Origin of the sequence: Dickeya lacustris, assembly GCF_029635795.1 — a bacterium.
Classification (GTDB): Bacteria; Pseudomonadota; Gammaproteobacteria; order Enterobacterales; family Enterobacteriaceae; genus Dickeya; species Dickeya lacustris.
Window position 1 is genome coordinate 1106927 of the sequence record NZ_CP114280.1, and the last position, 26449, is coordinate 1133375.

At 51.3% G+C, this 26449-nt stretch carries 22 protein-coding genes and 1 pseudogene; 5 read left to right on the forward strand and 18 right to left on the reverse strand.

Annotated features, from left to right (window positions below; all coding sequences use genetic code 11):
• Nucleotides 1-2: 2 nt before the first annotated feature.
• Nucleotides 3-1604, reverse strand: a complete 1602-nt coding sequence (locus O1Q98_RS04970) for a methyl-accepting chemotaxis protein (RefSeq protein WP_125260039.1) — start codon at nt 1602-1604, stop codon at nt 3-5.
• 361 nt (nt 1605-1965) lie between these two features.
• Between O1Q98_RS04970 and O1Q98_RS04975 the strand changes: the two genes are divergently transcribed.
• Nucleotides 1966-2997 carry a S66 family peptidase gene (locus tag O1Q98_RS04975; RefSeq protein ID WP_125260040.1) on the forward strand — a complete coding sequence of 344 codons (1032 nt, stop codon included), beginning with the start codon at nt 1966-1968 and terminating at the stop codon, nt 2995-2997.
• Here O1Q98_RS04975 and O1Q98_RS04980 read toward each other — a convergent pair.
• Nucleotides 2988-3875: a LysR substrate-binding domain-containing protein gene (locus O1Q98_RS04980; protein WP_125260041.1), complete on the reverse strand. Its 888-nt coding sequence runs from the start codon at nt 3873-3875 to the stop codon at nt 2988-2990. The genes O1Q98_RS04975 and O1Q98_RS04980 overlap by 10 nt on opposite strands.
• Before the next feature lie 422 nt (nt 3876-4297).
• Between O1Q98_RS04980 and O1Q98_RS04985 the strand changes: the two are divergent.
• Together O1Q98_RS04985 and O1Q98_RS04990 are read left to right on the forward strand one after the other, a co-directional pair.
• Nucleotides 4298-5474: pseudogene (locus O1Q98_RS04985) on the forward strand (methionine aminotransferase).
• Between the two features lie 74 nt (nt 5475-5548).
• Nucleotides 5549-6325: a transporter substrate-binding domain-containing protein gene (locus O1Q98_RS04990; protein WP_125260043.1), complete on the forward strand. Its 777-nt coding sequence runs from the start codon at nt 5549-5551 to the stop codon at nt 6323-6325.
• A 146-nt stretch (nt 6326-6471) separates the two neighbouring features.
• Here O1Q98_RS04990 and O1Q98_RS04995 read toward each other — a convergent pair whose 3' ends face one another.
• The 14 genes from O1Q98_RS04995 to cspE form a co-directional block, all read right to left on the reverse strand.
• On the reverse strand, nt 6472-7626 hold the full coding sequence (locus O1Q98_RS04995; RefSeq protein WP_125260044.1) for a hypothetical protein: 1155 nt from the start codon (nt 7624-7626) through the stop codon (nt 6472-6474).
• A 61-nt stretch (nt 7627-7687) separates the two neighbouring features.
• Nucleotides 7688-8878, reverse strand: a complete 1191-nt coding sequence (locus O1Q98_RS05000; RefSeq protein ID WP_125260045.1) for a hypothetical protein — start codon at nt 8876-8878, stop codon at nt 7688-7690.
• A gap of 99 nt (nt 8879-8977) precedes the next feature.
• Nucleotides 8978-10201 (reverse strand): hypothetical protein, encoded by a 1224-nt coding sequence (locus O1Q98_RS05005; protein ID WP_125260046.1) that lies wholly within the window; start codon nt 10199-10201, stop codon nt 8978-8980.
• Nucleotides 10202-10308: 107 nt separating this feature from the next.
• Nucleotides 10309-10662, reverse strand: a complete 354-nt coding sequence (locus O1Q98_RS05010) for a hypothetical protein (RefSeq protein ID WP_278143094.1) — start codon at nt 10660-10662, stop codon at nt 10309-10311.
• A 13-nt stretch (nt 10663-10675) separates the two neighbouring features.
• A complete protein-coding gene (locus O1Q98_RS05015) occupies nt 10676-11266 on the reverse strand; it encodes a hypothetical protein (RefSeq protein WP_278143096.1) in 591 nt (196 codons plus the stop codon).
• 63 nt (nt 11267-11329) lie between these two features.
• Nucleotides 11330-12664 (reverse strand): hypothetical protein, encoded by a 1335-nt coding sequence (locus O1Q98_RS05020; protein ID WP_125260048.1) that lies wholly within the window; start codon nt 12662-12664, stop codon nt 11330-11332.
• 175 nt (nt 12665-12839) lie between these two features.
• On the reverse strand, nt 12840-14090 hold the full coding sequence (locus tag O1Q98_RS05025; RefSeq protein ID WP_125260049.1) for a hypothetical protein: 1251 nt from the start codon (nt 14088-14090) through the stop codon (nt 12840-12842).
• Between the two features lie 99 nt (nt 14091-14189).
• The gene (locus O1Q98_RS05030; protein WP_125260050.1) at nt 14190-15086 is read right to left on the reverse strand and encodes a hypothetical protein; all 897 of its coding nucleotides are present in this window, start codon (nt 15084-15086) and stop codon (nt 14190-14192) included.
• A gap of 160 nt (nt 15087-15246) precedes the next feature.
• Entirely contained in the window at nt 15247-16551 is a 1305-nt protein-coding gene (locus O1Q98_RS05035; RefSeq protein WP_125260051.1) for a hypothetical protein, read from the reverse strand.
• 172 nt (nt 16552-16723) lie between these two features.
• On the reverse strand, nt 16724-17977 hold the full coding sequence (locus O1Q98_RS05040) for a hypothetical protein (protein WP_125260052.1): 1254 nt from the start codon (nt 17975-17977) through the stop codon (nt 16724-16726).
• 98 nt (nt 17978-18075) lie between these two features.
• A complete protein-coding gene (locus O1Q98_RS05045) occupies nt 18076-18951 on the reverse strand; it encodes a hypothetical protein (protein ID WP_125260053.1) in 876 nt (291 codons plus the stop codon).
• Between the two features lie 21 nt (nt 18952-18972).
• A protein-coding gene (locus O1Q98_RS05050; protein WP_423201725.1) for an IS3-like element ISKpn20 family transposase occupies nt 18973-20081 on the reverse strand; the annotation gives its coding sequence in 2 pieces (ribosomal slippage) (nt 18973-19766 and nt 19766-20081; 1110 coding nt in all).
• 141 nt (nt 20082-20222) lie between these two features.
• Nucleotides 20223-20426: a cold shock small protein YmcF gene (ymcF, locus tag O1Q98_RS05055; RefSeq protein ID WP_240632701.1), complete on the reverse strand. Its 204-nt coding sequence runs from the start codon at nt 20424-20426 to the stop codon at nt 20223-20225.
• Nucleotides 20427-20437: 11 nt separating this feature from the next.
• Nucleotides 20438-20650: a transcription antiterminator/RNA stability regulator CspE gene (gene cspE / locus O1Q98_RS05060; RefSeq protein ID WP_125258121.1), complete on the reverse strand. Its 213-nt coding sequence runs from the start codon at nt 20648-20650 to the stop codon at nt 20438-20440.
• A 442-nt stretch (nt 20651-21092) separates the two neighbouring features.
• Between cspE and O1Q98_RS05065 the strand changes: the two genes are divergently transcribed.
• A complete protein-coding gene (locus O1Q98_RS05065) occupies nt 21093-21491 on the forward strand; it encodes an H-NS family histone-like protein (protein WP_125258120.1) in 399 nt (132 codons plus the stop codon).
• 354 nt (nt 21492-21845) lie between these two features.
• A complete protein-coding gene (locus O1Q98_RS05070) occupies nt 21846-23402 on the forward strand; it encodes a diguanylate cyclase (protein WP_125258119.1) in 1557 nt (518 codons plus the stop codon).
• Nucleotides 23403-23912: 510 nt separating this feature from the next.
• Here the strand turns inward: O1Q98_RS05070 and O1Q98_RS05075 are convergent.
• Both O1Q98_RS05075 and O1Q98_RS05080 read right to left on the reverse strand, forming a co-directional pair.
• Nucleotides 23913-24827, reverse strand: coding sequence for a LysR family transcriptional regulator (locus tag O1Q98_RS05075; RefSeq protein WP_125258118.1), 915 nt, complete (start codon nt 24825-24827; stop codon nt 23913-23915).
• Nucleotides 24828-24976: 149 nt separating this feature from the next.
• Entirely contained in the window at nt 24977-25876 is a 900-nt protein-coding gene (locus tag O1Q98_RS05080; protein WP_125258117.1) for an AraC family transcriptional regulator, read from the reverse strand.
• Between the last annotated feature and the right edge of the window lie 573 nt (nt 25877-26449).

A 26449-nucleotide genomic window follows, 5' to 3' on the forward strand; every position in this document is an offset into this window, starting at 1 on the left:
CATTAGCGATTGTACTCAAGCTGCCATTCAGCCGCCTGATGCTCCAGGCCCGGTTTCGAGCCGGGCCTGTGGTTATCAAGGCGAAATACGCCAACGGCCTGAACCAATTCCGCCGCCTGAGCGTTCAAACTACTGGCGGCCGCCGCCATCTCTTCAACCAGTGCGGCATTTTGCTGCGTACTGCGCTCCATGCTGACCACCGCTCCGCCAACCTGCGAAACGCCGGTACTCTGCTCACCGCTTGCCGCGCTGATCTCACCCATAATATCGGTTACATTGCGAATGCTATCAACAACTTGCTGCATAGTGTGGCCAGCATTATCAGCCAGCGTACTGCCGCTTTCGATACGCTCGACGCTGGTGGAGATAAGCGTCTTGATTTCGCGAGCGGATTCGGCGCTGCGTTGCGCCAGCGCCCGCACCTCACCGGCAACCACCGAGAAACCCCGCCCTTGTTCACCCGCGCGCGCGGCTTCAACGGCGGCATTGAGCGCCAGAATGTTAGTTTGAAACGCAATACCGTCTATCACGCCAATAATATCGGCAATGCGTTGAGCGCTATCGTTAATCTCTCGCATGGTATCGACCACGCGGGTCACTACCGTACCGCCCTGCTCTGCAACCTGACTTGCCGTTTGTGCTAACTGGTTAGCCTGCCGTGCATTATCCGCGTTCTGTTTTACCGTCGCGGCCAACTGCTCCATCGATGCGGCCGTCTGTTCAAGCGCACTGGCCTGCGATTCTGTGCGGGAAGATAAATCGTGGTTGCCATGAGCGATTTCACTGCTGGCCACGCCGACGGATTCCGCACCATGACGTACCTGCGTCACAATGCGGCTTAAGCTCTGTTGCATGTGAAAGAGCGCGTTGAGCACCACGGTGATTTCATCCCGGCCACGAATGTGAATCGGATAGGTGAGGTCGCCATCGGCGACAGCTTCAGCGGCAGCCTGCGCCTGTGACAGGCTGCGCACAATGCCGCGCACCATCATCCAGCCAAAAAGAATTGCGCCAATAATGCCGAGCATCACCGCGCTAATCGCCAGCCCTCTGAGCCAAACATAGCGTTGCACTGAATCGGTGTATTCCTGCTGCGCGACATCCACCTGCAACTTCACCAGTTGATTGAGCAACTTATGTCCCTGCTGTTCCATCGGGCTGACTTTTTCATCGTAAAGCCGCATCGCCTGGTCTGTTTGCCCGGCCATAATCGCCGTCTGAATTGGCTGTAACCCATCGCGGTTGTAGCGCTGTAAGTTCTCGGCAAACTGGTCGCCCAAGGCTTTTTCATCCGGCGTCAGGTAGGTCGCACGATAGGCTTTCCACACCACGTCAAGTTGACTTTGATTTTTGGTAAGCTCTTCAATACGGTGCTGCTTGTTGGCCGCCTGGGGGAGTAACAGCATATCCATCACCAAGACCCGGTTACGCTGCACCAGCCACTCGAGTTGTTCTAATTGCGATAACACCACGGTGCGATCTTCATACACGGTTTTCAGTGACTGGTTGGCTTTTTCAGCAGTAAACATACCGATCGCCCCCATGATGAGAATGCCAAACGACAGCATCCCGGTGAAACTCCATAGCCGAGTCGAAATTTTCATTAATCTAAATCCTGTTCTGAATGATGTTATCTGTTGTTATACCGCGCCCAGACTGCCTGCTCAGGGTAGATTCAGTGAGCGTACGCGACGCATGAACGGGATAGTCCATATAAAAACGCAGGGAACTATATAGAAAAGCAAATGAGTACAGAAGGTTGTGCAACTTCCCATGTATGCGCACAAAATAAAATGAAATGCCATTTCAAAAGAAGAAACTGTGGGGTGATAAGCCTTTCCCGCCAGAGAAATGTTACTTGCACCGGCATGTGTAGCGATTTATAAAAATGTATCGAAAATTATTTTTTATCTTATTGCTCATTTCATCCACCGTGCTTATTAAGTTTTATGGAGAAAACATCTTATGCGACCGACGCCGTTACTGCCCGCACCGTTATTGCCTGCGCCGCTGCACGCGGGGGATACTATTGGTTTTTTTTCGCCCTCCGCCCCCGCCACTCATTTCGCACCGGCCCGTTTTGAGCGCGCCCGCGCGTTTCTGCACGCAAAGGGTTATCGGCTGCATGCCGGTGCGCTGACCGGTAAACACGATTATTACCGCTCTGGCCGCATTATTGAACGGGCTGATGAACTCAACGCGCTCATCCGTAACCCTGATATTCGCTGCATTATGTCAACCATCGGCGGCTGTAACAGTAATGCGCTGCTGCCTTATCTGGATTATGACGCGCTGCGTCGTGACCCGAAAATCATCATCGGCTACTCCGATGTCACCGCCCTACTGCTGGGAATTTATCGTCAAACCGGGCTGGTAACATTTTACGGCCCGGCTCTGGTGGCGTCCTTCGGTGAGTTTCCACCGTTGGTTGAGCAAACCTTTGCCAGTTTCGCCACCCTGACGCGCTCATCGCCGCAAGGTTACGTCTGCCCAATGCCGGACAGCTGGAGTGATGAACGGCTTGAATGGAGTCAGCAATCTCGTGCGAAGCTCACACAGCCAAATCGCTGGCATTTTGATGGCACCGGGGTTTATCAGGGGCGGCTTATCGGTGGCAACCTCAACACCATGGCCGGGATCTGGGGCAGCCCATTTATGCCCGACATCCAGCCGGGCGATATTCTGCTGCTGGAAGACAGCATGAAGGACATTGCCACGGTAGAGCGCTCATTTGCCCACCTGAAACTCTGCGGTGTGTTTGAGCGAGTGGCGGCCGTGGTGCTGGGCAAGCACGAACTGTTCGATGATAAAGGCAGCGGACGCTCGCCCCTCGCCGTGCTGCGCGAAGTGCTCAATGGCGACCCGCTGCCGGTACTGGCTGATTTTGACTGCTGCCATACCCATCCGATGCTCACGCTGCCATTAGGTATCACGGTGACTGTCGATTTTGACAATCAGCGCCTGACGCTGGATTCACCTTGGTTGGCTCACCGCTGAGAAAGCGCAAGGTCGCGTAAAAACGCGTCGATAAACGCCGTCAAAACTGGCGCGGTTGTCGCCGCCGGGCGGTGTACCAGATAGTAGGCGGCACCGGTTGCCACCGTCTGGCCAAAAGGCCTCACCAGCCGCTGGCGGCGCACATCTTCCGCCACCAACGTCACATCGGCTATTGCGACGCCAAACCCTTGAATCGCGGCGCTAATAGCCAAATCCATGGTGTCAAAATGCTGATGGCGACGTATTCCCTGCTCGCGCGCGCCCTGAGCATTGAACCAGAGCGCCCAGTCTCGCTGATCCTGCGTGGGGTGCAACAATGTTAATGACGCCAGTTCTGATAGCGTCAGCGTCGTTTGCCCGGCGGATAACAGATGGGGCGCTATCACTGGTGAGAGCACCTCGTCAAATAGCTTGCCATCATGCTGCGCCGGCGCCCCGGCTGCGGCAAACACCACCGCCACATCAAACTCCTCGTGACGAAAATCCACGCCGTGCTCGGTGGTGGTGGTCAAGGCAACCGACAGATCAGGGTGCTGCTGCTCTAATTGCATCAAGTGCGGCACCAGCCAGCGCATGGCACAGGTTGGCGCTTTCATGCGAATCGCCCGGCGCTCGCGCACCCTGTCTGTCACCTGCGTGAGTTGCTCGAAAATATCGCGCAGCGTCGGTAACAGCTGGCTGCCTTGTGCCGTCAGGCGTAAACCTCGGGCATGGCGCTGAAACAAGGTGCAGCCAAGCCATGCCTCCAGCGAGGCAATCTGGCGGCTCACCGCGCCTTGGGTGACAAACAGCTCTTGCGCCGCACGGGTAAAATTAAGGTGCCGCGCCGTCACCACAAAAGCATGCAGGGCATTAAACGGTGGAATACGTTTACTCATATACGTTTCTCGATAACAGGCTGCGCCTACCGGGTGACAGCATCGCCGGTTGGCGTGCATGACACGGCAACAACAGCAGCCAAAAGACATAACTATGCAAAAAACCTCAGTAGCCGCGTTAACGGTTTCGGCCTGACGCTTCGATGCCAGGGTTGTGTTTAAGCGAATCCCCGTTCGATAAAGCGGGCTGAGAGCCGGGTAACGGGCCTTTATTTATCTGCCACAATTTATCTGTCATCGTGCAATCTTATGGCACGGTTACGGCGATTCACCATGGTAACACTCCCGCCCTCAGCTATGCATTTTTCTCATGACTATCATGATAAGATTTCGATTGTGACGCCGACGGCAGCCACGTCTAATATCTGCATAGTTATTCATTTTATTCACCTCAACAGTTGAGATTCATAGCGGAGAAAGCGATGCCGATTACCACCCCGGTCAGGTTAAGTTCCAAACTGCCTGACGTCGGAACCACCATTTTCACCGTCATTGGTCAACTCTCCAGCGAGCATCAGGCGATTAATCTGTCACAAGGCGCGCCGAGCTTTCCTTGCTCTGAGCACCTTATCGCAGGCGTCACCCGCGCAATGCATGACGGCCATAATCAATATGCGCCAATGACCGGGCTGGTTTCGCTCAAAGAGGTGGTGGCAGAGAAAGTCAAACGTCTCTACGGCCAACACTATGATGTGGCACAGGAAGTTACGATCACCGCCAGCGCCAGCGAAGGGCTCTATTGCGCCATTTCCGCTCTGGTGCACCCCGGTGATGAAGTGATTTATTTCGAACCCTCCTTTGATAGCTACGCGCCGATTGTTCGGTTACAGGGCGCGACGCCAGTGGCATTGAAACTGGACGTGCCAACGTTCTCCATCAACTGGGATGAGGTGCAGGCCGCCATCACGCCGCGAACACGCATGATAGTCATCAATTCACCGCATAACCCCAGCGGCCAGGTGCTCAGTGCGGATGATGTCGCGCAACTGGCGCGGCTGACCCGCCACACCGATATCGTGATTTTATCTGATGAGGTGTATGAACATGTGGTGTTTGATGGCCAGCGCCACCATAGCATGGCAAGCCACCCTGAATTGGCGGCGCGCAGCGTTATTGTCAGCTCGTTTGGCAAAACTTTTCATGTCACCGGCTGGCGAGTAGGCTACTGCCTGGCTCCGGCCGCGCTGATGGATGAGATCCTAAAAGTGCATCAGTTCATGATGTTCGCCGCTGATACGCCAATGCAGTACGCGCTTGCCGAGTACATGGCAGACCCGGCGACCTACCTTTCACTGGGTGAGGTTTTATCAACACAAACGCGACTTGCTCGCCAGTGCGTTACAATCCAGCCCGTTTGAGCTGTTGCCTTCGTCCGGGTCATTCTTCATGCTGGCAAGCTTCGCCCACTTTAGCGACGAGCGCGACAGCGAGATGGTGAAACGGTTAATTATCGACCACGGCGTTGCCACCATTCCGCTGTCGGCCTTTTATGCCGATGACACAGACCATAAATTAATTCGTTTGTCGTTCTCCAAAGACGATGCCACGCTGCTGGCTGGCGCTCATGCCCTGTGTCAGGTGACGCCCGGCAAACGTTAAGCGACACCCTACGGGGTGCCATGATGACAGCAAGATTAAAACTACTGATTGATTGACCGGAGATCGTTGTCGCTATGAAAAAAATAAGCCTATTGATGTTGTCGCTCGGTTTGCTGTCTTCTGCTGCTGCACTGGCGCAAACGGAATTACGTTTCGGCGTGGAAGCCGAATACCCGCCGTTTGAAAGCAAAAATGCCAAAGGGCAACTGGAAGGGTTTGATATCGACCTGGGTAACGCTATCTGTAAAGCGGGTAATTTTAAGTGTAGCTGGAGCGAGGCGTCATTTGATGCGTTAATTCCGGCGCTTCAGGCGAAAAAATTTGATGCGATTAACTCAGCGATGAACATCACCGAAAAGCGCAAGCAAGCCATTGATTTCACCCAGCCTATCTACCGTATTCCAACGCAACTGCTCGGCAAACCAAACAGCGGGTTAGCCCCCACCGCAGAGGCGCTGAAAGGCAAAAACATTGGCGTACTGCAAGGCTCGATTCAGGAGGTGTATGCCAAGGCGCATTGGGAGTCGCAGGGCGTCACCGTCACCTCGTATAAAGACCAGAATCTGGTGTATGACGATTTAGCCGCTGGCCGTCTTGATGCCACGCTGGTGATGGCGGCGGCCGGTCAGTCCGGTTTCCTTGATAAGCCGGAAGGCAAAGGTTTTGCCTTTATTGGCGGTGCCGTGGATGACGCCGCCATTTTAGGCAGCGGCATCGGCTTTGGCCTGCGTAAAGGTGACAGCACGCTTAAAACCGAACTGGATAGCGCCATCAAAAAAGTGAAAGAGGATGGCACCCTTGACACACTGGCGAAGAAATATTTCCCCGGCTTTGATGTGCGGGTGCAGTAATCGATCTGCGCCTTATCGGTTGAACGATAAAAGCTAAACACCAAACGACAGGGCCCGCACCAAACATCAATGGCGCGGGCCCGGTTGTTCTGTTCATGGCAACGCGAGCGACCCGTCAGAACGATGCCACTATCACAAGGCAAGCATCAAGGCAGCGGTATGTCCTTCAGCCGCCCGGGGTGCTGTTTCACCACCTCCCACGGAATAACCGGCCAGGACTCCCCTATGCCACATGCTTGCTCCGCCGTCGAAAACATGGGGTAAAACAAAATACCTTTAGGTGTCAGCGCCCAGTGTCTGTCACTCCAGATATCGGGTTGGCTGTAATCACAGTTATCCGCATCCACCGGTACCCGCATCGACTCTGGATAGTAATGGCTTAATTGGGCAACCAGCCAGGTGGAAAATACCTCATCAGGATATGGGCTATCCCCAGACTGTGACTGTTCAGGTATCTCGCCCTCTCCTACCCAAAGGATGTCACTGAGCGCCAGCGGTTGACCATCGCTAACACGCCATGCAATAGGCGATACCCCCACACTATGGCCACTATCGCAGATATAGCTTGCCGTATCCGTAATGCTCATGATGGCGGGTGATAATAACTGAATCTCCAGTGTTGACATTGCCTGTCCCCGATACTGGCTTACCATCATACATTTATGATAATCAATGACATTTTTCCATAACATGGTTTGTAATATCTGGTTGAGACGTTGCCGCTGTTCGTCGCTGTAACCGGATACAATCTGAAAGGTTTGAATATCAGATCCCGGTTCCCGAAACCATTCAATCTCATGCCCGCTTATCGTCTCTTTTTTGGTTATTTCGAGCTCAGTATGAACCTGACGCAGATATTCATAAGATGATAACCGGAATAACGATGGCTTAAACGCAGAGGCCCCTACTGGCAAGGTGACAGGCAAAGCAGACAACGCGATCGGGTACTGTTTGCCTTTGCTGTTACGCCATTCTCCCTGCCACTGCGTCTTGCCATCGGCACGCAGTGTTATCATTGGCTGGCCCACATGCGTCTGCTTATACGATTCTGGCACCCCCTCCCACAACACCACCTCGCCCGGTTTTTTCCACTCACCTGTCAAGGGCAAATCTTTGCGGTACTGGCGATAAAAATAGCGGCCAGCAATACCGCTCTCAGAGAAAGTCAGCGCCATAACAATATCGTTATGCCCAAGCTTCCCTTGGTATACCACTTCTTCATCGGCTATTGCGCTGGTCGCAAACAGCACCACCCCCAAGAGCCATGCGAGACGCAGCCAATGCGCTAAATATTTCTGCATATTTTTATACCACTTAAATATCAGACAGATAAAAATCGTTATCTACACTGCGGTTAACCGGTTATGGCAGCGGTATGTCCTTCAGCCGCCCGGGGTGCTGTTTCACCACCTCCCACGGCAGTACCGACCAGTCAGGCTTATAGCACTCAGGTTTCGCTCTTACGACAGACCCTGGCAGAAAATGAACGCCCTCGGGAGTTAAATACCATCCCATCAACTCCCATGAATCCTCATCACCGTACTGGCATGCCTCGCCATCGACCAGGAACGCGTCATTCATTTGCGTGGGATAACGCGCATTGAACTGTTCAAGCAACCATTGCGTAAACTCATCGCCCGGGGAATCGTTATCGCCTTGAGAAGTTGCCGAAGAGGAAGGGGACTGCTCATCCCATAGAATATCCTTTAGTACCAGCGGTTTTGCATCACGGCTGCGTAGCGTAATACCGCTCATGGCAAACACCCCTTGCCCGATATCTGAACACATATTCCTTTCCTGAACGGTATAGCTGATGACGGCAGGCGACAGCAGACGTAATGAAAATTCCGTCGCAGAGTATCCCATACTGTTACTGATCATCGCACAGCGGTGAAAAATCTCAGCCTGTTCCCACAGCACCGCTATTAGGTTGTCATTTAGGTGGTCGCGCTGCTCCGGGGTGTAGCCAGAAACCAATTGCACGGTCTGCGCGCCACTGATCGGGTCTTGCCACTCTTCCACGTCATAACCGTTAACCGTCGTTTTATTGATAAGTCGCGGCTCCATACCCTGACTACGCACATAATCATAATGGGAGAGACGGTAAAGGTTTTGCATAAACGCCGGTCTCTGGGCCATCGGCATGGCGACGTTTAACGGATATAGCATGACTTCCGCCTTTTCTCCGCTACTGGTACGCCACTCTCCGCGCCAGCCCTGTTCTGGAGTGGGACGTAAGGTCAGCGTCGGCAGTTCCATATCCGAGATAAGGTAGTAGTTGTTCACTTCTTCCTTCAGGACGAGTTGGCCATCAGCGTGCCGCTCTCCTGATACTTCGCGATCGCGCCGATAACGGCGATAGAAATAGCGGCCTCTTACATCGCTATCAGCCTTAATGCTCAACTCCAGCACAATGGGCCTGTCACCCAGCGTGCCGGTAAACAATTGTGATTCGGTCTGGTCTGCCACCGTCTCGGCATGAGCCCCCTGAGTGGCAACGGCCATACTGATAAAAAACACGGTGACTCGAATAAAGTTGACGAAAAAAGTCATTTAAATACACGCCCAAAGGAAACCGTCGGAAAAGAAAAACCTCAGCGCAAACCCTGTTTTCTGGTTCGGCTGAGGCACATCACATAGCATCACATCGTATTAAGGCAGCGGCATGTCCTTCAGCCTCCCGGGGTGCTGCTTCACCACGTCCCACGGCAGCACTTCCCAGCCAGAGCCCTGACAGCGCGCTAACAGATTCGGTGTGAGGGTATGAAAGGCGATACCTTTTGGCGTCAGGCTCCAGGCGGCTCCTGCCCAGACATCCGCCGTGCTGTAATCGCATTCGGAGGTCTCGTTATTCTCATCGGCACTGTCATCGGCGCTGTCATCGCGACTGTTGCTGGCATCAGGTGCGGTATGGTTGCCCGGCTGCGCTTCCTGCGCCGCTTTCATCTGTTGCGGGTAGAGCCGGGTGAATTGCGCCATCAGCCAGTTGGGTAACGTGTCTTGTAAGTAGCTATCCGGGATGGCGTCTTTATCCGGTATCGGCCCGTCAGCCACCCAGAGCAGGTCAGCGAGTGACGGCACATTCGAGGCATCGCTGACGCGCAGTGTTCGGGGCGAGACATCAAGATAGGGATGCGCCGCGCCGAGGCAGCTTCGCAACCCGGAGGCCACATAGCTGATGGCGTTATCTGACAATAAGGTAATGTTCAGAACATCCTGCGAATTTTCGCACTGCGGGACAATATCCAACACCGCGCGCCAGAAATTATCACGCAGCGTCGCATTCAACGCATCAAGACGTTCAGCCGGGTAGCCTGAGGTCAACTGGAAGACGGTGAGTGACGTACCGGGGTCACGCCACCACGTTAGGTTATAACCATTGAAACTGTCCTGTTTCACCACCACCGGCTCCACTTCTTTATGGAACAGGTAATCATAGAGCGAGAGGCCGGCCAGCGAGCGCATAAACGGTGACAGCGTCGCCGGGTCAGGCGCGCTGACAGGCGTAAGCGCCACCGGTATGGCAGCCTGTGAGCCCTGACGCAACTCCCCTTTCAGGTTCTGATTCTCACCGGCCTGCAATGTCATCACGAGGGCGTTTTCAACCGCATCCGACTCGTCATCACCGCTGCCGATGTCATCGACATTGGTATCCAGCGTTATCTTGCCCTGTTTGTTACGTTTACCATTCAGGTGGTGGGTGAGGCGTTCAGGCAACACAAAGTAACGGCTTTCTACCCGTCCGTCGGGCTGGATATCCAGCTCAAGCACCAGCGGCGAGCTCCCTTGCGTGCCGCTGTACAACACCGGAGCGGCCTGCGCCGCCCCCGCCAGCCCCATCGTCAGGACACAGGCAATAACATGAAAGTATTTCATAAGGTGGATACGCTCTCGCTCATACACGATTTCGCTTAATATTTTGCTCGCTCGATAACCTGCTCGCGCAATAAACCTGAAAAAAGTACCGATACGCGGTGCCATGTTTAGGGGCGCTCACGCTCCTCCTGTTGGATATTCACCGCTTTACCGCTCAGGGGTGAGAAGGCGTGCCAACGGAGCACTGAATCCAAATCAGGAGTAAACTCGCTATAAGTCTCTTCTGTCCTCAATATCGGCTCCGGCACATCCTTATCGGGGTAGATTTTTTTGCACATCTCTATCGCTTGCTGCGTCTTGCCTATCAGCGCGGGGATTTTAACGACATAACTGATTCGCGATGCTGTCATCTGCGTTATCTGCAGGCGCGGCACGATAGGGTCACTATTCTTACCGCACACCTTATAATACTGTATCGTCTGCCACCACTGCTGCTGTAACGCGCGGTTTATCGCCGCCATACTCTGTGCCGGATCATCCCCCTACCAGTTGAAAGGTTTTGACCTCCGTGTCATGGTGCTGCCACCAGGCCACACGGTAGCCCCACATGTCTCTTTCCCCCAGAAACTCGGCCCGATTATCCTGCAAGAGCAGATAGTCATACACCGATGACTCCAGCAACCCCTGAGTCATTGGCGCAATGCGGCCACCGGCCAGCTCCTCTCGCGTCACCGGCACCAGCGAGACGGGCATACGCCTGCCATCCGGCTGACGCCATACTCCTTGCAGGCGCGCGTTAGCCTCATCTGTGTTCACCAACAGCACCATATGCGCCCGCTGGTTCAATTCGTTATCACTTAACGCATTGCCCGTTTTCTCTGGCAGCACAATCAGCAGGTCATGGCTGTTGCCCTCATCAAGGGTTAACGTCTTGCCCCAAACCGTCAGCTCTCGGTTTTGATGCTCGTTGTCGTTAAAAAAGCGCCCGCTCATCCTGCCATTGAGCCGGTTAATCTCCATGACAACGTTATCCTTCCCGATGGTGCCGCGATACACCTCAGCCCACACACTCTGTGCCAGAGCCAGCAGCCCGAGTACCAGAGCCTTCAGCACACTCCCTTTCATTCGCCAACCTCTGTCTTTATTTTTATAAAATGGAATTACATGGTGTTAACGGGTTTTGATGCCTTAGGGCAGCATCAAATATTGAATACGACCCGGGTGGCTGTTCACCACATTCCAGGGCAGCACTGACCAGTCCTCGTCGTTACACACCCCGCTGTTGTCCGGCCTGATCGGTTTAAACAAAATCCCCTGCGGGGTAAGTGACCAGTACATGTTGAGGTTTTTCGACGAGTAGCTGCCATAGATGCCGTCGTTAGACCAGGTTTCAGTGGCGGTATAATCACACTCACCCGGTGCGCCTTTGGTCATTTTGGCCGGATACAGTGTGGTGAATTGTGCGATTAACCACCCGGGAAGCTGCTGTTTTAATTCATACTCACCGCTAGAATCCCGATCATATTCATAATACTCAGCGTCATCTAATTTTATCGGCACGGGCAATTTATCAACCCACAGAAGATCGGACAGGCGCAGCTCATCCTCATATGCCAAAGTCGCCGTATTCATCGAACTACTGCCTTGAGGCATGGCGGTATAAAGCGTGTAGGGATACATTTTCAGTTTCGGCAGCTTATCGTCGTTACACTGGTATTTCCCGCTCAGGATAAAGCTCATGGCATGGGGCGACAGTAAGGTGATTTTGGTTTGTAGCGTCTGCCCTGGCGGCACATAACAGAAGCTCATCATGCGCAGCGTCTCCCAGTAAGCGAGTCGCAAAGACGCATTCAGTTTATCGCGTTGCTCTGGCGGGTAGCCGGATTCCACCTGAAACAGTGAAAACCGGGTCACAGGGTCTTGCCACCATGACACGGTGATACCTGCTATCTCCTCGGTTTTAACCTTTATCGGCTCGGCATTTTGATAAAAAAGCCTGTCGTAGTCATACAGATGTTGATGGAGGGTTTGCATAAACGGTGAGGCACGAGCGATCTGTTGCTCATTCAGATACAGCACTTGCATAAACGGCGAGGCGCGGGACATCGTTTCATCACTCGGCGCTCGCTCAATCTCTGATAACACCACCTTTATCGGTGCGCCGCTCTTATCCCGATATTCGGCAATCAACCCATTATCAGTCCATTCGGTAATCGTCAGTATCTGCTCGGTTTTCTCGCCCCCTTCACCCGCATCATGGATAAGCTTGAATCCGGTCATCGTATCATTATCGCTACCGGCAGGAGTGGCATCAAAAATGGGTCTGGAACGATGCTCTGCAGGGAAAAAATAACGCCCAGAATAAAAACTATCTACCCATTTGTTTATCTCCATGATGATGGGTTTGTCATCGATTTTCCCTTCATATAAAAAGTGATCTACGGGGATCGCCGCCTGACTGTCGAGAACCATCAGGCTCAAAACCAGTGCCAGCCCTCGGGCTGCTTTCGCGAATAAGTTCATGTTAAGTAAACGAATAAGAAAGAAGAGCGACACTATAACAGAATTAATGAGTATGCCTACGGCCTGGCAGAATACTCCGGGCCGGAAACGCCGTAGCGACGATGATTGACTACGTAGCATCCGACACCGGCATCAGGGCGTACCGCAGCCGGGTCTTCCCCGGCTGCGGCGGGCGTCAGGGCAGATTGCGCTCGGCATCCGGCACATTCGCGGCCGGATGACTGTTCACAAATGACCAGGGCAACACCGCCCATTGATAGTGGGTGAGATGGGTAATGTTGCCAAACAGCCCGTCGTCAGGATTAGCATAGAAACGCAGCCCCTGAGCCGTGGCGAACCAGTTATCCGACACCCCAGACCATCGTTCAGGTGAAAAATCGGCAGGATAAGGCAATGCCGCCAGCGCGTCGCGGTTCAACGCTTGCAACTGGCCCATCAGCCATTTCGGCAACGCCCGGTCAAAATCGGCATACAGCAGTTGATACTCGCCTGCCGCATTGGTCTCACCGATGGAGAACAACTGCGACAAGTTGACCGGTTTGCCGGTGCGCGTGGAAAGGGTGTAGGGCCTGACGATAAACACTTGCTCTTTTTGTTGATCGTCTCTGAACGCAGCAGGCACATCGTCATACGCGATGGTGGCCCCACAATCACTGTGGTGTACCTGTTCGACATAACTGACCAGCGAGGCAGACAACAAGGTTATCTGGATGCGTTGTATCAGGGTGCCGCCGTTATCCACACACACCTGTTGATTCAGCACAGTTTTCCACCAGCGCTGCTGTAACGTCTGGTTCAGCGCCACCATCTTCTCGGCAGGATACCCGCTCACCAGTTGAAAGGTTTTCACCCTGGTGGTGCGGTTCTGCCACCAGGCGATACGGTATTCCCCCATGTCCCTTTCGCCCAAAAACTCCGGCGGCTCCGCCTGCAATAACAGGTAGTCATACAGCGAAACATCCTTCAGCCCGCGCATGATGGGTAAGGCGCTATCGCTCGCGACATCGTTCTGGCTGATGCGTACCAGATTAACCGGCAGGCGCGTGCCGTTCGGCTCACGCCACACGCCTTTCAGGCGCTGCTCGGCATCATTAGGCAACAGCACCATATTCGTCATTTTACTCAGCTCGTCACCACTGAACGAACTCACTGACTCACCGCGCTTATCCTGCACATCGGGTACGATAACCAGCGACTCAAGGGTCTTCTCGGTATCCCCAACAGACACAAAATCAACCCAGGCTCTCAGCTTACGGTCTTTATGCTCCCGTTCGGTGAAAAAGCGCCCGGTGGCCATCATGTCACCGGTGATAAGCTCCATCACCACCTTTTCCTTGCCTATTGTGCCACGATAGACATCGGCCCACGCCGCCTGCGCCAGGGCAAGCCCCCCCAGTATCAGTGCTTTTATCGTGATACCTTTCATTCATCCAGCCCCGCCATTGGTATTTATAACGTATTGTTTAGTCATGGTTTTTAACGGTAATGCACTGATGACCGCAGCCATCGTCACGGCTTCCCGCCGTTATGGCATCACCGTCTTGGTCAGCGGCCCCGGATTGGCCTGTAACAGGCTCCACGGCAACACCACGGCCTCCTCACTACGGCACGTTTGCTCGACATCATCTTTATCGGTAGCACGCAGATGAAAACCGGAATCCTGCAAGGCGGGATAAAAGCGGATACCCTGCGGCGTCAGCGCCCACACATCATCGCTCCACACAACAAACTCCTCCTCCTCTCCGCTGTCAAAAAAATAGCTACACTGCGAATAGCGGGCCTGGAACTGCTGTTGAAGCCAGTGTGTGAGTGCGGGGACACGGTGGTCTATCTCAATCAATTGGTTACGTAGCAGTGCTGAGGCAGGAATATCACGCACGAGCAGCACGTCATCAATCGACAAGCGTTTCACCGTCTCGGTGGCAATGTTACGGGTGCTGAACAGTACCTGTTTGCCTTCCGCCCCGCAGTCCAACACCGCTTTGATTTGGTAGCTGATGACCTTCGGCGAAACCCATATCAGTGACAATTCATGGCTCGCCTTTCCGGTTGCCCCCTCGGAGCAGTCGCCTTTTTTCTCGAATAACATGGTGTGCATCGCGGCATTCAGGACATTATTAAGCTGAGTGCGCGTATTGGCGGTGTATCCGCTGGTGATTTGCGGATACGTCACCCCGCTTTTCGGCTCGCGCCACCAGCTAATGCCAAAACCATTGCGCGTCTCCTGCCTGACTACGCTCAAATCCGCGCCGGTCGCTTTTTCATACGCCTTGGTATCTGACCAATAGAGCCACTGCCGGAAAGGGGAAGCCTGTGACGAAGGGGCAGGCTTGTCGGCAACCGCCGAGGCGGTGAAAAAACAGCCCACCAAAAGCCCGATACCCGCCGCCCAGCGTGCTGTGAGTGTGTGAAATCGTGTCATGTTCAGTCAGTAAATAAAAAATGCAAAGGCACTGCCCGTAAAGGCTCGCCTGACAAAGGCCGCCACCGCAACACCACGGCCCAACCTGCCAGCCCACGCTGGCATCCGCCTCATGGCTGCTCCGCACACAGGTGCGAGAAAGCCGCGCCAGAGCCTTTCATTAAGGCAATGACAGATATTGAATACGACCGGGATAGCGGTTCACCACACGCCAGGGCAGCACCGACCAGTCTTCGTTATCACACACGCCGCTGCCATCAGGTTTGATTGGTTTAAACAAAATGCCCTGTGGCGTCAGCGACCAGCGCATCACCGCCCAGCGCCCGGCGCTGCCAAGAGGAAACCAGCGTTTGTGCGACCAGGTTTCCGTCTCGGTGTAATCACAGGCACCCGGCGCGCCTTTGGTCATTTTGGCCGGATAGAGTGCGCTAAACTGCTCTTTTAACCAGCCGGGGAGACTATTTTCCAGCTGTTCTTCACCGTCATCATCGCCGCTCTCATGCGCATCGTTGATAACCGGCACCGGCAAACTATCGATCCAAAGCACGTCGGATAAGCGCAGCTCGTCGAATGCTGCCTGGGCTTTCTCCCCCTCATGCTCCCGCAGGCTTAAGGTATGGGTAAACAGTTTGATCTGCGCTTGCTCATCGCCCTGACATTGATATTTTCCGGTCAGGGTGTAGCTCATCGCATTGGCTGACAGCAAATTGATTTGGGTTTTCAACCCGTCTTGCCTGCGGCACAGGCTCATCTGCGAAAGCGTATCCCAGTAGACGGTGCGCAAATAGCGATTCACGCGCTCGCGCTGCTCCGGCGTGTAACCGGACTCCACCTGAAACAGTGAAAACTGGCTGACCGGGTCTTGCCACCACGTCACGGTAATACCGCCTGTTTGCGTTTGGTTAACCCTGGTGGGTTCCGCGTCACGATAAAAAAACCAGTCGTAAGCGTACAGGCTCTCATGGAGCGTTTTCATAAACGCAGAGGGCTGACCGGCGGTGTTCTTATCCCATTCCAGTGGCGATAACACCACCTTTTGCACCGCCCCTTTGTCTGCGCGCAACTCGCCGGACAAGGTGCCAGACTCGCTATTGCTGCGCAGCAGCAGGATGGGCTCGGCACCGGCGTTTGCCTCGTCAGCGTAGCGCCCCAGCTTGAGTTTGACAGGTTCAGCATCATCACTCAGCTCTTTCGTGCCGTCATTCGATATCAGAATAGGGCGGGAAATGCGTTCCGAGGGGAAAAAATAGCGCCCGGACATCACGTCCCAGCCCTCTATCACCAACTCGATAACAACCGGCTGCCCCGCTATCTGCCCTTCATAGACCCGATGAGATACCGACAGTGTCTGACCAAAAATGCCGTCTTCTACCGCGTCAGTCTCCGCCAGCGCAACCTGACTATAACTCGCCATCAGGCTCACGGTTAATGCCAGCCCTCGGGCTGCTTTCGCTAATAAGTTCATGTTAAGTAAACGAATAAAAAAGAAGAACGACACTATAGCAGAATTAATGAATATAAATACCGGGTAGCGCAACGCCCGTGGCAGAAACAGCCTGACGGCGAGGATGTGATGCGCCGCACGCCACCGGCATCAGGGTGTACCGCAGCCGGGTCTCCCCCGGCTGCGGCGATCGTCAGGGCAGATTGCGCTCGGCATCCGGCACATTCACCGCCGGGTGGCTGTTTACAAATGACCAGGGCAACACCGTCCATTGCGGGCCGGTTATCTGGCCGGTCTCGCCAAACACATCGTATGGCAGACGGGCGTAAACGCGCAGCCCCTGCTCGGTAGCAAACCAGTTCCTCGACACCTCCTGCCACTCTTTTGCCAGCAGAGGGGCCGTCGGGTCGGGCGAGGCCGCCAGCTTATCGTGGTACAACGCCTGCAACTGCATCGTCAGCCATCTCGGCAACGCCCGGTCAAAATCGGCATACAGCAGTTGATACTCGCCTGCCGCATTGGTCTCGCCGATGGAGAACAACTGCGACAAGCTAACCGGTTTGTGGGTGCGGGTCGAAAGGGTGTAGGACCTGATAGCCTGCGTCTGTAATTTGTCGTTTTCTTTACTCGCTTCAGCGGCCCCCGCTTCAGCCGTGATAGAGGCTTTACACTGACTATCATGTAATTGCTCGACATAGCTGACCAACGAAGCGGACAACAGGGTTATCTGAATACGCTGATTCAACGTGCCGTCACTATTCTCGCAGATTTTCGGGCCCAGCACGGTTTGCCACCAGCGCTGTTGCAACGTCTGGTTCAGCGCCGCCATCGTCTGGGCTGGATACCCGCTCACCAGTTGAAAGGTTTTCACCCCGGTGGCGCGATGCTGCCACCAGGCGACACGGTATGGCCCGATGTCCTTTTCGCCCAGAAACTCCGGCATATCATGCGGTAATAACAGGTAGTCATACAGCGAGACTGTTTTTAGCCCCTGCATAACGGGCACAGCGTTATCGCTCGCGACATCGTCCTCGCTGATGCGCACCAGATCAACCGGCAGGCGCGTGCCATTCGGCTCACGCCATACCCCTTGCAGGCGCTGCCCGGCAGGCTTAATTAACAGCACCATATGTGCAACCTGTAGCAGCTCATCCTCACTTAACGAACTCTCCCCACCATCAGGCCTGGTGGGGACATCCGGCACCACAATCAAAAAATCGTCCATCGGTTCGGTGTCTTCGTTCCGTAAGTTATCAGGCCAGATTATCAGTCTACGGCTTTTATGCTCCCGTTCGGTGAAAAAGCGCCCATCGCCCATCATGTCACCCATGATAAGCTCCATCACCACCTTTTCCTTACCTATTGTGCCACGATAGACATCGGCCCACGCCGCCTGCGCCAGGGCAAGCCCCCCCAGTATCAGTGCTTTTATCGTGATACTTTTCATTCATCCAGCCCCGCCTTTGGTATTTATAACATATTGTTTAGTCATGATTTTTAACGATAACGCAACGAGAACACAGCCAGCACCACGGTTTCGCACCGTTATGGCATCACCGTCTTGGTCAGCGGCCCCGGATTCGCCTGTAACAGGCTCCACGGCAACACCACGACCTGCTCAGTGCGGCAGGTTTTCCTGATATCGTCATTATCAACAGCGCGCAGATGAAAATCGTAAACCTGCGAAGTGGGATAAAAGCGGATCCCCTGCGGCGTCAGTGCCCACACATCATCGCTCCACTGACTACCCTCATCGACATAAAAAAAGTAACCACACTGCGGATAACGCTCACTGAACCGTTCTTCAAGCCAATCTCTCAGTAGCAGAACCTTATGCACCTCCTGGTCAAAACCCGCTAATTCGTTGCGTATCAGCGGCAGGGGCCGAATATCACGTAAGGCCAATACATCATGAATAGACAAGGGTTTGACATTCTCGGTGGCAATACTTTGGGTGCTGAACAGCACCTGTTTGCCCTCCGCTCCACAGTCCAACACCTCTTTGATTTGGTAGCTGATGACCATCGGCGAGACCCATATCAGTGAAAACTCATGGGTCGCCTTGCCGATTGAATCCTCGGAGCAGTAACCTTTTTTACTGGGCATGGTGTACATCGCGGCGTTCAGGACATTATTAAGCTGAGTGCGCGTATTGGCGTTGTATCCACTGGTTATCTGCGGGTAGGTGTTGCCTGTTAGCGGGTCACGCCACCAGACCACATCAAAGCCATTGATATTTTCCTGTTTGACCGTGGTCAGATCGGTATTGGTGTAACGCAGATAGTCGTCTGGCTGTGACCAATACAGCCACTGTTTAAATGGCGAAGCCTGTTTCGGGGGAGCCGACGACTCAGCCGCCGCCACACCCGACACCAGCGCCAGACACACTGCCGCTACCCTGAGTTTTTTTGCGAGTACCATGGTATGGTAATCCCCCCATTTTTAACCGGGCAGATAAGTAGAATCAGATAAGCGCTGAATATGCTGCATTGGTGTGAAGCCATTCAGTGCCATATTCGGTCGTTCGTGATTATAGAACCATTGCCATTGTGTGGCGTATTCCTGTAACTCACTCAGCGAATAAAACAGATAGTGCCCCAGCCAGTCATAACGCACTGTCCGGTTATAACGCTCAATATACGCATTCTGTTGTGGCTTCCCCGGCTGAATAAAATTGAGGATGATATTTTGTCGTTCAGCCCATACTATCAGAGTGTTACCTGCATATTCTGGTCCGTTGTCACATCGAATCGATGCCGGTTTCCCTTTCCATTCAATCAGTTGTTCGAGAGTTCTGACTACCCGACTGGCCGGAAGGGAAAAATCGACCTCTATTGCCAGGGCCTCGCGATTGAAATCATCAATAATATTCAGCAGACGAACGGAGCGACCATCTGACAACTGATCATGCATAAAATCCATTGACCAACTCTCGTTACTGCCAGTGGGGACCCTCAGTGGTTCCGGCTTTTCACGTTTCAACCGTTTTTTAGGTTTTATCCGCATATTCAGCGACAGTTCGCAGTAAATCCGGTAAATTCTCTTGTGGTTCCAGACAAAGCCTTTCACGTTGCGCAGATACAGGTAACACAGGCCGAAGCCCCAGTTTCGCTGGCTGTCCGTGATGCGCACCAGCCAGTCAGCAATCCGTTGATTTTCCTGACTCAGTAAGCGCCTGTATCGGTAGCAACATTCGCTGACGACAAAGAGCTGACAGGCCAGACGGATACTGATCCCCGGTGTTCAACTGCATGCAGAGCCATCTGCTTCCGGTCTGATGGATTCAAAACTTTTTTTGCCATCGCTTCCTGAATAATTTCGGCCTTCAGACGCTCTTCAGCATACATTTTTTTTAGTCGGCGATTTTCTTCTTCAAGCTCTTTCAGTCGGCTCATCAGTGCAGCATCCATCCCGCCAAACTTTGAGCGCCATTTATAAAAACTGGCACTGCTGATGCCATGCTCCCGGCACAGTTCAGGAACCGGCGTACCCGCCTCAGCCTGTTTGAGAATGGTGATGATCTGACTGTCAGTAAAACGTGATCGTTTCATAGAAATCCCCCTGCATTCAGGTTAGGAGAAAATTCTACTTATGCATGCACTGGTTTTTCGGGGGGATTACCGATAGACGAATAAATAAAAAAAGACAAAGCGTGTGCTTTGTCTTTCATCAACCTGTGCGGTACTAAAAAATCAACCCAGCACGGCGCTATTCGGTCTGCTCATTTTTGTAATAGGGGGACGGCATAATAGTGTCGCGCTGGCCGTCATCACCATCACGGATTTACAAAAGATACATTTTGCACCGTATGGATTCTGTGCTGAAACATCAAAGGAGGATGTTCTGTATTGAGAGCCCTGACAACATGGGCATTTAAAATAAGAATTCAAAATAATAGTTATATCCTTTAGAGAATAACGACATTGGCAGCACAGGGGCCTTTGGCGCTGCTTTCTACCGCAAACTCGACTTTCTGCCCTTCATTCAGCGTACGGTAATCGTTACTTTGAATAGCAGAAAAGTGGACAAAGACGTCTTTAGAACCATCCAGTGGGGAGATAAATCCGAAGCCTTTATCAGCATTAAACCATTTTACCAAACCAGTCATTTTATTAGACATGTTTACAACCTTCTCATTGATTTCTTTAGCGAATATGGCCTGAGTTACAGATTAAAATCATAACGTAAAGAGGAAGCTCAAAAAGAAGGGGTATCAGGGATAACTCTTAGAAGTGAGAACTGCTTTAGTAAACTGCTTTTAACGGTGTCTGTATATCAAACCGACGGACGCATTAACGCACAGATTTTTATCTTATGCAAGAATTATTAATGTTGGCTACTTGTGTTAAAAAAGAAGAGCGGCGATTATATGCTTCTCTCACTGTTTACGGTCTCTGGATGCTTTTGCAACAGATAAGCTGACTTAGCATGTGGAGAAATGCAGACAAGTGTGAATGAAGTGAAAATCTTATTTCATTAATTATTGATACCTGTCTAACTTTCTTGATTTATCATAATATATAAATGTAGCGTTATAACCATACACATCAGGACGACTGACAATGACTGAAGCTCTTAAGGTATTAAATAACATTCGTACTCTTCGTGCCCAGGCTCGTGAAATCGATTTGGCGACATTGGAAGAGATGCTGGAAAAACTGACTGCGATTGTAGAAGACCGCCGTGAAGAAGAAGCCAGCACCCAGCAGCAAAATGCAGAACGTCAGGCTAAAATTGAAGCACTGAGAGCGCAATTACTGGAAGATGGGATTGATCCTTCAGAATTGCTGGAAAGTGTGAAGTCCACACCGGCCAAATCTAAACGTACTCCGCGTCCGGCTAAATATAAGTATGTTGATGAAAATGGCAATGAACAGACATGGACAGGTCAGGGCCGTACACCGAAAGCTATCAAAGAAGCCCTTGATAGCGGTAAAGCGCTGGCTGATTTCGAGATCTAATACGGTTTCCCCTTTGTACTTAAACAAAGGGGATTCATTTTCTGTAATACCATTAAACCGACAGCACAGAAAAACCATTCAGTATGTGAATGTTTCGCACGCCACTTTCATCATGGCAGCTGGTGCGAATACGCGAATAGATAAAAACCCCGGTTATCATAACCCATGAAATTTTCACCGCTGTAATTTTACCCCCAGATGCATTCCTTAAAAATAATATTTGGTTGCAATAATCTTTTACTCCTGACCATAGTCATTTTTCTGTAAACCTTATAGACTGAAATATCTTGTCTTGTTCATTACATTAAAATAATTAATGATTTCAACCTCTTTTTAATGCTAGGGTAGGGATTGATGTTAGATATTAAAACAATTTTCTTACTTATTGTTGTCATTAATTTTACTTTTGGGGTGACGATTTCACTGGCATCGGCGTCTGAAAGAATATCCGGCCTGTATCATGTTTCTTTCGCTAATATAGCGCACGGCATTGGCTATCTCCTTTTCATTAGTGCCGCAAGTTACGGCAGCCTGTTCGTTTGGGCCGGTGAGACCTGTATTGCCATCAGTATTTCTATGTGGATGGCAGGGATTTATAAGTTTCTAAAAATCCCACCGCCGTCTAAAACACAACTGTTTCTGATTGCATATGTGACGTTCATTTCATTTTTTTATAAAGACAGCAAAGATGCCCGTATCATCTATAACTCATCGGCTTATGTTTGCATTGAGTTAATGGTTCTGTATGCGCTTTCTCGTTTCTGGCGTCAGATTAAGGGGCGAGGAAAATATCTGATTCTTTTCGCTGTTCTGGCCAACATGCTGATACTGACGTATCGGGTCTTTTTTGCGTTATTACGTTCACAAGATATAAAAGGTCTCTATTCAGGCGACATCTCACAAATGGTGTTGTACGTCTCTGTATTGATTACGGTGATTTGCTTTTCTGTTGGTTTTATTTTGATGACAAAAGAGCGAACCGATTACTTAAATATGGAGCTCATCCTGAAAGATGGATTAACCGGACTGTGGAATCGGCGTAAAATCGATGAGGTTGCCGCTTATGAAATGGGCCGGCTGAAGCGTTATGGTACGCCTGTTGCTCTGGCGATCATTGATATTGATAATTTTAAACAAGTTAATGATGTCTATGGGCACGTTGTTGGCGATCAGATCCTGGTGAAGGTTTCTCGCGTGTGTCAGGAGCAGTTGCGGGATACGGATGTTATCGGACGCTGGGGCGGCGAAGAGCTGGTGGTGATTTTCCCTAATACCGGGCTTTCTGGTCTGTACAATATTGCCAACCGCTTATGTGAAGCGGTGAATCATCAGGTTGCTCTTCCTGACCGAGCGGTGAGTGTCAGTATCGGTGTCTCTCTTTGTCTGAGTACCGATACATGGAGTAGCTGGTTTAACCGTGCGGATAGCGCATTATATGATGCAAAAATAACGGGTAAGAATAAGGTGTTATTCGACGCCCCTATTCTTTTTGATAAAAATATCCCTTCGATTGTCTGGTCTGATCATTTGTCGATGGGCGTTGATGATATCGATAACGATCATTTTAAATTGATCAGCCTGACCAACGAGTGGGCGTTGTATGCGCAGCGTGATTATAGTAAAGCTCAATTATTGAATTATATTGCCCGGTTGCGTGAAGCGATGTTATCACACTTCACTCTCGAGGAAGGAACACTCTCAGGTGATCACGCATCACTGGACAGAGCAGAGCATCATCAGCGACATCGCGACTTGATTGCGCGCTTAGATTATCTGGTGAATTTATTTTCAAGAGGGAATCTGGAGCTTGACGCTATTTCACAGTTTCTTGTCTATGAGTTGTGCATCGAACACATTCTGACGGAAGATAAAAAAGTCTTTAGTACAGTAGAGATACAGGCTGCGTCTTAACATCATCGGGCAAGATGATTATTTCCCCGCGCTACGGTTGCCACGGTTATTGTGCCCGTTGATATGACTGTACGGAATACGACGAGCACGAGGGTGTGAACAACGCGTCAGGCGGCGCTATTTTAGATTATGTTTAAAAAACTGCTCCAGACGATCGAACGGGATTTTATCGGTCTTATCATATAAATCAATATGATCTGCATCAGGTATTATCACCCATTTTTTGGGATGACTGGCTGTGTTATACACATTTTGCGAATAATAGAGCGAGTGTGCATGTTCACTGCAACCCACATCAACGGAAAATCGAAAAAAGACATGGGCGTGGTGGCAGTCCAGTTAACTCATCGAGCGTGAAGGCATCGGATACGCTTACTGTGCCAGCACAGTTTGGATATTCCATGGAACGGGCATGGCTGGATGTAATAATAAAAAAATCGCAGGGGAGAGCAACAATCTATAATCGGTGTTACCTATATATAGTGAGTATATATAGTGAGGCGTTTATTGTCACGGTTGATGAGGTGGCGCAGATAGGCGTGAGGCCCTCTTTTTATATCTAACCGCATCGATAAATGCCGTAAATGCCGCCGAGGTATTGCGGCGATTGGGATAATAAAGGTGAAAGCCAGAAAAATATGGACTCCAGTCTGCCAGCACTTCAATCAGGCGACCATCATCAAGATAGGGCTGTGCCATAAAGTCGGGAATATAAGCCAGGCCTATTCCATCAAGCGCGCCATTGAGAAGATGAATATTACTGTTTGCCGTCAGTTGACCATTTACCCGAACCGTCATGCTACGGCCCTCTTTTTCAAACTCCCAGGCGTAGACGCTGCCGCCAAATGAATGGCGTATATTAAGACATTTGTGTGTGGTCAGGTCGTGTGGATGGCGCGGGATAGGGTATTTTTGGAAATAGGCCGGTGCGCCGACAACCGACAGACGCCAGTCTGGCCCTAATCTAACGGCAATCATCTCTTTACTAACAGATTCGCCGAGCCGAATACCGGCATCGAAACGCTGTTCTACGATATTGGTAAATCCGTAATCAATACTCACTTCGACATTAATATCAGGGTATTCAGCAAAAAATGCGGGCAATACCGGGCGCAAAACCTGCTCGGCGGCATCGTCAGAGCAGGTAATTCTTATTGTGCCTGCCGGTTTATCGCGTAATTCACATACTTTTTCAATTTCCGTACTGATTTGCTCAAACAACGGCCCAACGGTTTTCATGAGCCGTTCTCCGGCATCGGTAGGCGCAACATTTCGCGTGGTACGGGTTAATAACCGCACGCCCAAACGCTCTTCAAGATTTCGAATTGTATGACTCAATGCAGACGCGCTGACGCCAATTTTCGTGGCCGCCCGCGTAAAACTTTGCTCTTTTGCTACCGCAAGAAACGCCAGAATATCATTCATGGTGACACAACCCAGTGATGTAGGCGGAAATACATGTCGCGTTAAAGAACGCCCCACAGAGGTTCTTAATCAAGCATCTTTCCCGGCATGTTTCTAATCTGTGGTGAGATATCCAAACCGAACAGACAGCGGCTCGCGTTAGTCACTGATTATTTTCCTTTGAGGCTATCAATGTCTTTTCTGGGCGGCGCACCAAATAACCGGCTGTATTCACGGCTAAATTGCGAAGGGCTTTCGTAACCGACGCGATAGGATGCGGTGGCGGCATCAAGTTGTTCATTTAGCATCAAACGCTTTGCTTCATTAAGCCTCAGCCATTTCTGATATTGCAGCGGACTCATGGATGTCAGTTGCCGGAAATGGTGGTGAAATGTCGGCCTGCTCATTTGTACGCTGGCCGCCAATTCATTAATTTTTATTGTGTTGGTGTAATTCATTTTTAACCAGTCGATGGCTTTGGCAATGCGATAGCCATGTGACTCAACAGAGGCAATTTCACACAACCGCTGTGCCTGGTCACTTTTAATAAGCCGGTAGTGAATTTCTTTTTTGAATAATGGGCTGAGGATAGCAATGGCATCAGGCTCATCTAATAAAGCGAGCAAACGTAAGAATGGCTCAAGCAACGCCTGCGTGACTGAGCCGGTTTCAATACCTTTGCGTGGCTGCGTGCGCGCAGAAATGCCATGACCGCTGCTATGGGCAATTTCAGAAATCATTTGCATATCCAGCTTGAGTACCAGCCCAAGGCAGGGTGATTCGCGGCTGGCCGTTATCGCCTGTGAGGTTGCGGGAAGATCCAGTGAGGTCAAAAGAAAGCGGGATGTGTCATAGCGGTATGTTTCGCCACCGGCGATTATCTGTTTGACGCCTTGCACAACCAGTACCACACTGGGTTCAACCATGCAGAAAGACGGTTTTTCAGGTATATCGCGACGAAATAATGACAATCCCTGAATATCGGTATTGGTATCACCTTCATCGACCAGATGTTTGCTAATGAGCTTTGCAAGACAGTGGCGTAGCATCATTTCTGGATTTTCTGACATAAAACGCAACCCTTACGCTAATCGGTCTTGAATCAGGCTATATGGTATCTTGCCCGCTATATCCCGCCTATTCTTTAACAGCCGATTCATACGATCAGGCAAGAATTCCAGCGTATTGTGCTATCTATCGAATCAGTGGCTAGCGGATGATAACGCTATAGATTGTAGGTGTTGATGATGCGCCTGATACCTCGCGTATTTTTCGGCCTGATGAGTATCAGGCCATCGGGTTATATCCGTGATGATTGGCTCGACGCTCTTGTGTGGAAATGTATTTTTGTTCCATGTTAATCCCAATCAATTTGTTAGTTGCGCATTGCTGTGTCTTTTGGCCGCCTCGCGGCCATTTTTTATTTCTATATATTTCCATTTCTATTTTTTCTTATTTTTATGCGTTTTTTGCTATAAATACGGTGCATCGTTTTAACGCTGTAATCAGCGTAATATCAATACACCAAGAGTATTGATGAATATTATTCACAAGTCCATAAAGATTACCCTATCTAATCCATGGGCTGTCTATGGCGTATTATCTGCTTATCGTTTGATAATAAGGTGAATAAATGAGCGTTG

What these genes read in the sequence shown, in the direction of transcription:
- O1Q98_RS05020 (WP_125260048.1), bottom strand. Translation starts at nt 12,664, where the DNA reads ATGAACTTATTCGCGAAAGCAGCCCGAGGGCTGGCACTGGTTTTGAGC.
- O1Q98_RS04995 (WP_125260044.1), bottom strand. Translation starts at nt 7,626, where the DNA reads ATGCAGAAATATTTAGCGCATTGGCTGCGTCTCGCATGGCTCTTGGGG.
- O1Q98_RS05035 (WP_125260051.1), bottom strand. Translation starts at nt 16,551, where the DNA reads ATGAACTTATTAGCGAAAGCAGCCCGAGGGCTGGCATTAACCGTGAGC.
- O1Q98_RS05025 (WP_125260049.1), bottom strand. Translation starts at nt 14,090, where the DNA reads ATGAAAGGTATCACGATAAAAGCACTGATACTGGGGGGGCTTGCCCTG.
- cspE (WP_125258121.1), bottom strand. Translation starts at nt 20,650, where the DNA reads ATGTCTAATAAAATGACTGGTTTGGTAAAATGGTTTAATGCTGATAAA.
- O1Q98_RS05070 (WP_125258119.1), top strand. Translation starts at nt 21,846, where the DNA reads ATGTTAGATATTAAAACAATTTTCTTACTTATTGTTGTCATTAATTTT.
- O1Q98_RS05030 (WP_125260050.1), bottom strand. Translation starts at nt 15,086, where the DNA reads ATGACACGATTTCACACACTCACAGCACGCTGGGCGGCGGGTATCGGG.
- O1Q98_RS04970 (WP_125260039.1), bottom strand. Translation starts at nt 1,604, where the DNA reads ATGAAAATTTCGACTCGGCTATGGAGTTTCACCGGGATGCTGTCGTTT.
- O1Q98_RS05040 (WP_125260052.1), bottom strand. Translation starts at nt 17,977, where the DNA reads ATGAAAAGTATCACGATAAAAGCACTGATACTGGGGGGGCTTGCCCTG.
- O1Q98_RS05000 (WP_125260045.1), bottom strand. Translation starts at nt 8,878, where the DNA reads ATGACTTTTTTCGTCAACTTTATTCGAGTCACCGTGTTTTTTATCAGT.
- O1Q98_RS04980 (WP_125260041.1), bottom strand. Translation starts at nt 3,875, where the DNA reads ATGAGTAAACGTATTCCACCGTTTAATGCCCTGCATGCTTTTGTGGTG.
- O1Q98_RS05005 (WP_125260046.1), bottom strand. Translation starts at nt 10,201, where the DNA reads ATGAAATACTTTCATGTTATTGCCTGTGTCCTGACGATGGGGCTGGCG.
- O1Q98_RS05080 (WP_125258117.1), bottom strand. Translation starts at nt 25,876, where the DNA reads ATGTCAGAAAATCCAGAAATGATGCTACGCCACTGTCTTGCAAAGCTC.
- O1Q98_RS05015 (WP_278143096.1), bottom strand. Translation starts at nt 11,266, where the DNA reads ATGAAAGGGAGTGTGCTGAAGGCTCTGGTACTCGGGCTGCTGGCTCTG.
- O1Q98_RS04975 (WP_125260040.1), top strand. Translation starts at nt 1,966, where the DNA reads ATGCGACCGACGCCGTTACTGCCCGCACCGTTATTGCCTGCGCCGCTG.
- O1Q98_RS05075 (WP_125258118.1), bottom strand. Translation starts at nt 24,827, where the DNA reads ATGAATGATATTCTGGCGTTTCTTGCGGTAGCAAAAGAGCAAAGTTTT.
- O1Q98_RS04990 (WP_125260043.1), top strand. Translation starts at nt 5,549, where the DNA reads ATGAAAAAAATAAGCCTATTGATGTTGTCGCTCGGTTTGCTGTCTTCT.
- O1Q98_RS05065 (WP_125258120.1), top strand. Translation starts at nt 21,093, where the DNA reads ATGACTGAAGCTCTTAAGGTATTAAATAACATTCGTACTCTTCGTGCC.
- O1Q98_RS05045 (WP_125260053.1), bottom strand. Translation starts at nt 18,951, where the DNA reads ATGGTACTCGCAAAAAAACTCAGGGTAGCGGCAGTGTGTCTGGCGCTG.
- O1Q98_RS05010 (WP_278143094.1), bottom strand. Translation starts at nt 10,662, where the DNA reads ATGGCGGCGATAAACCGCGCGTTACAGCAGCAGTGGTGGCAGACGATA.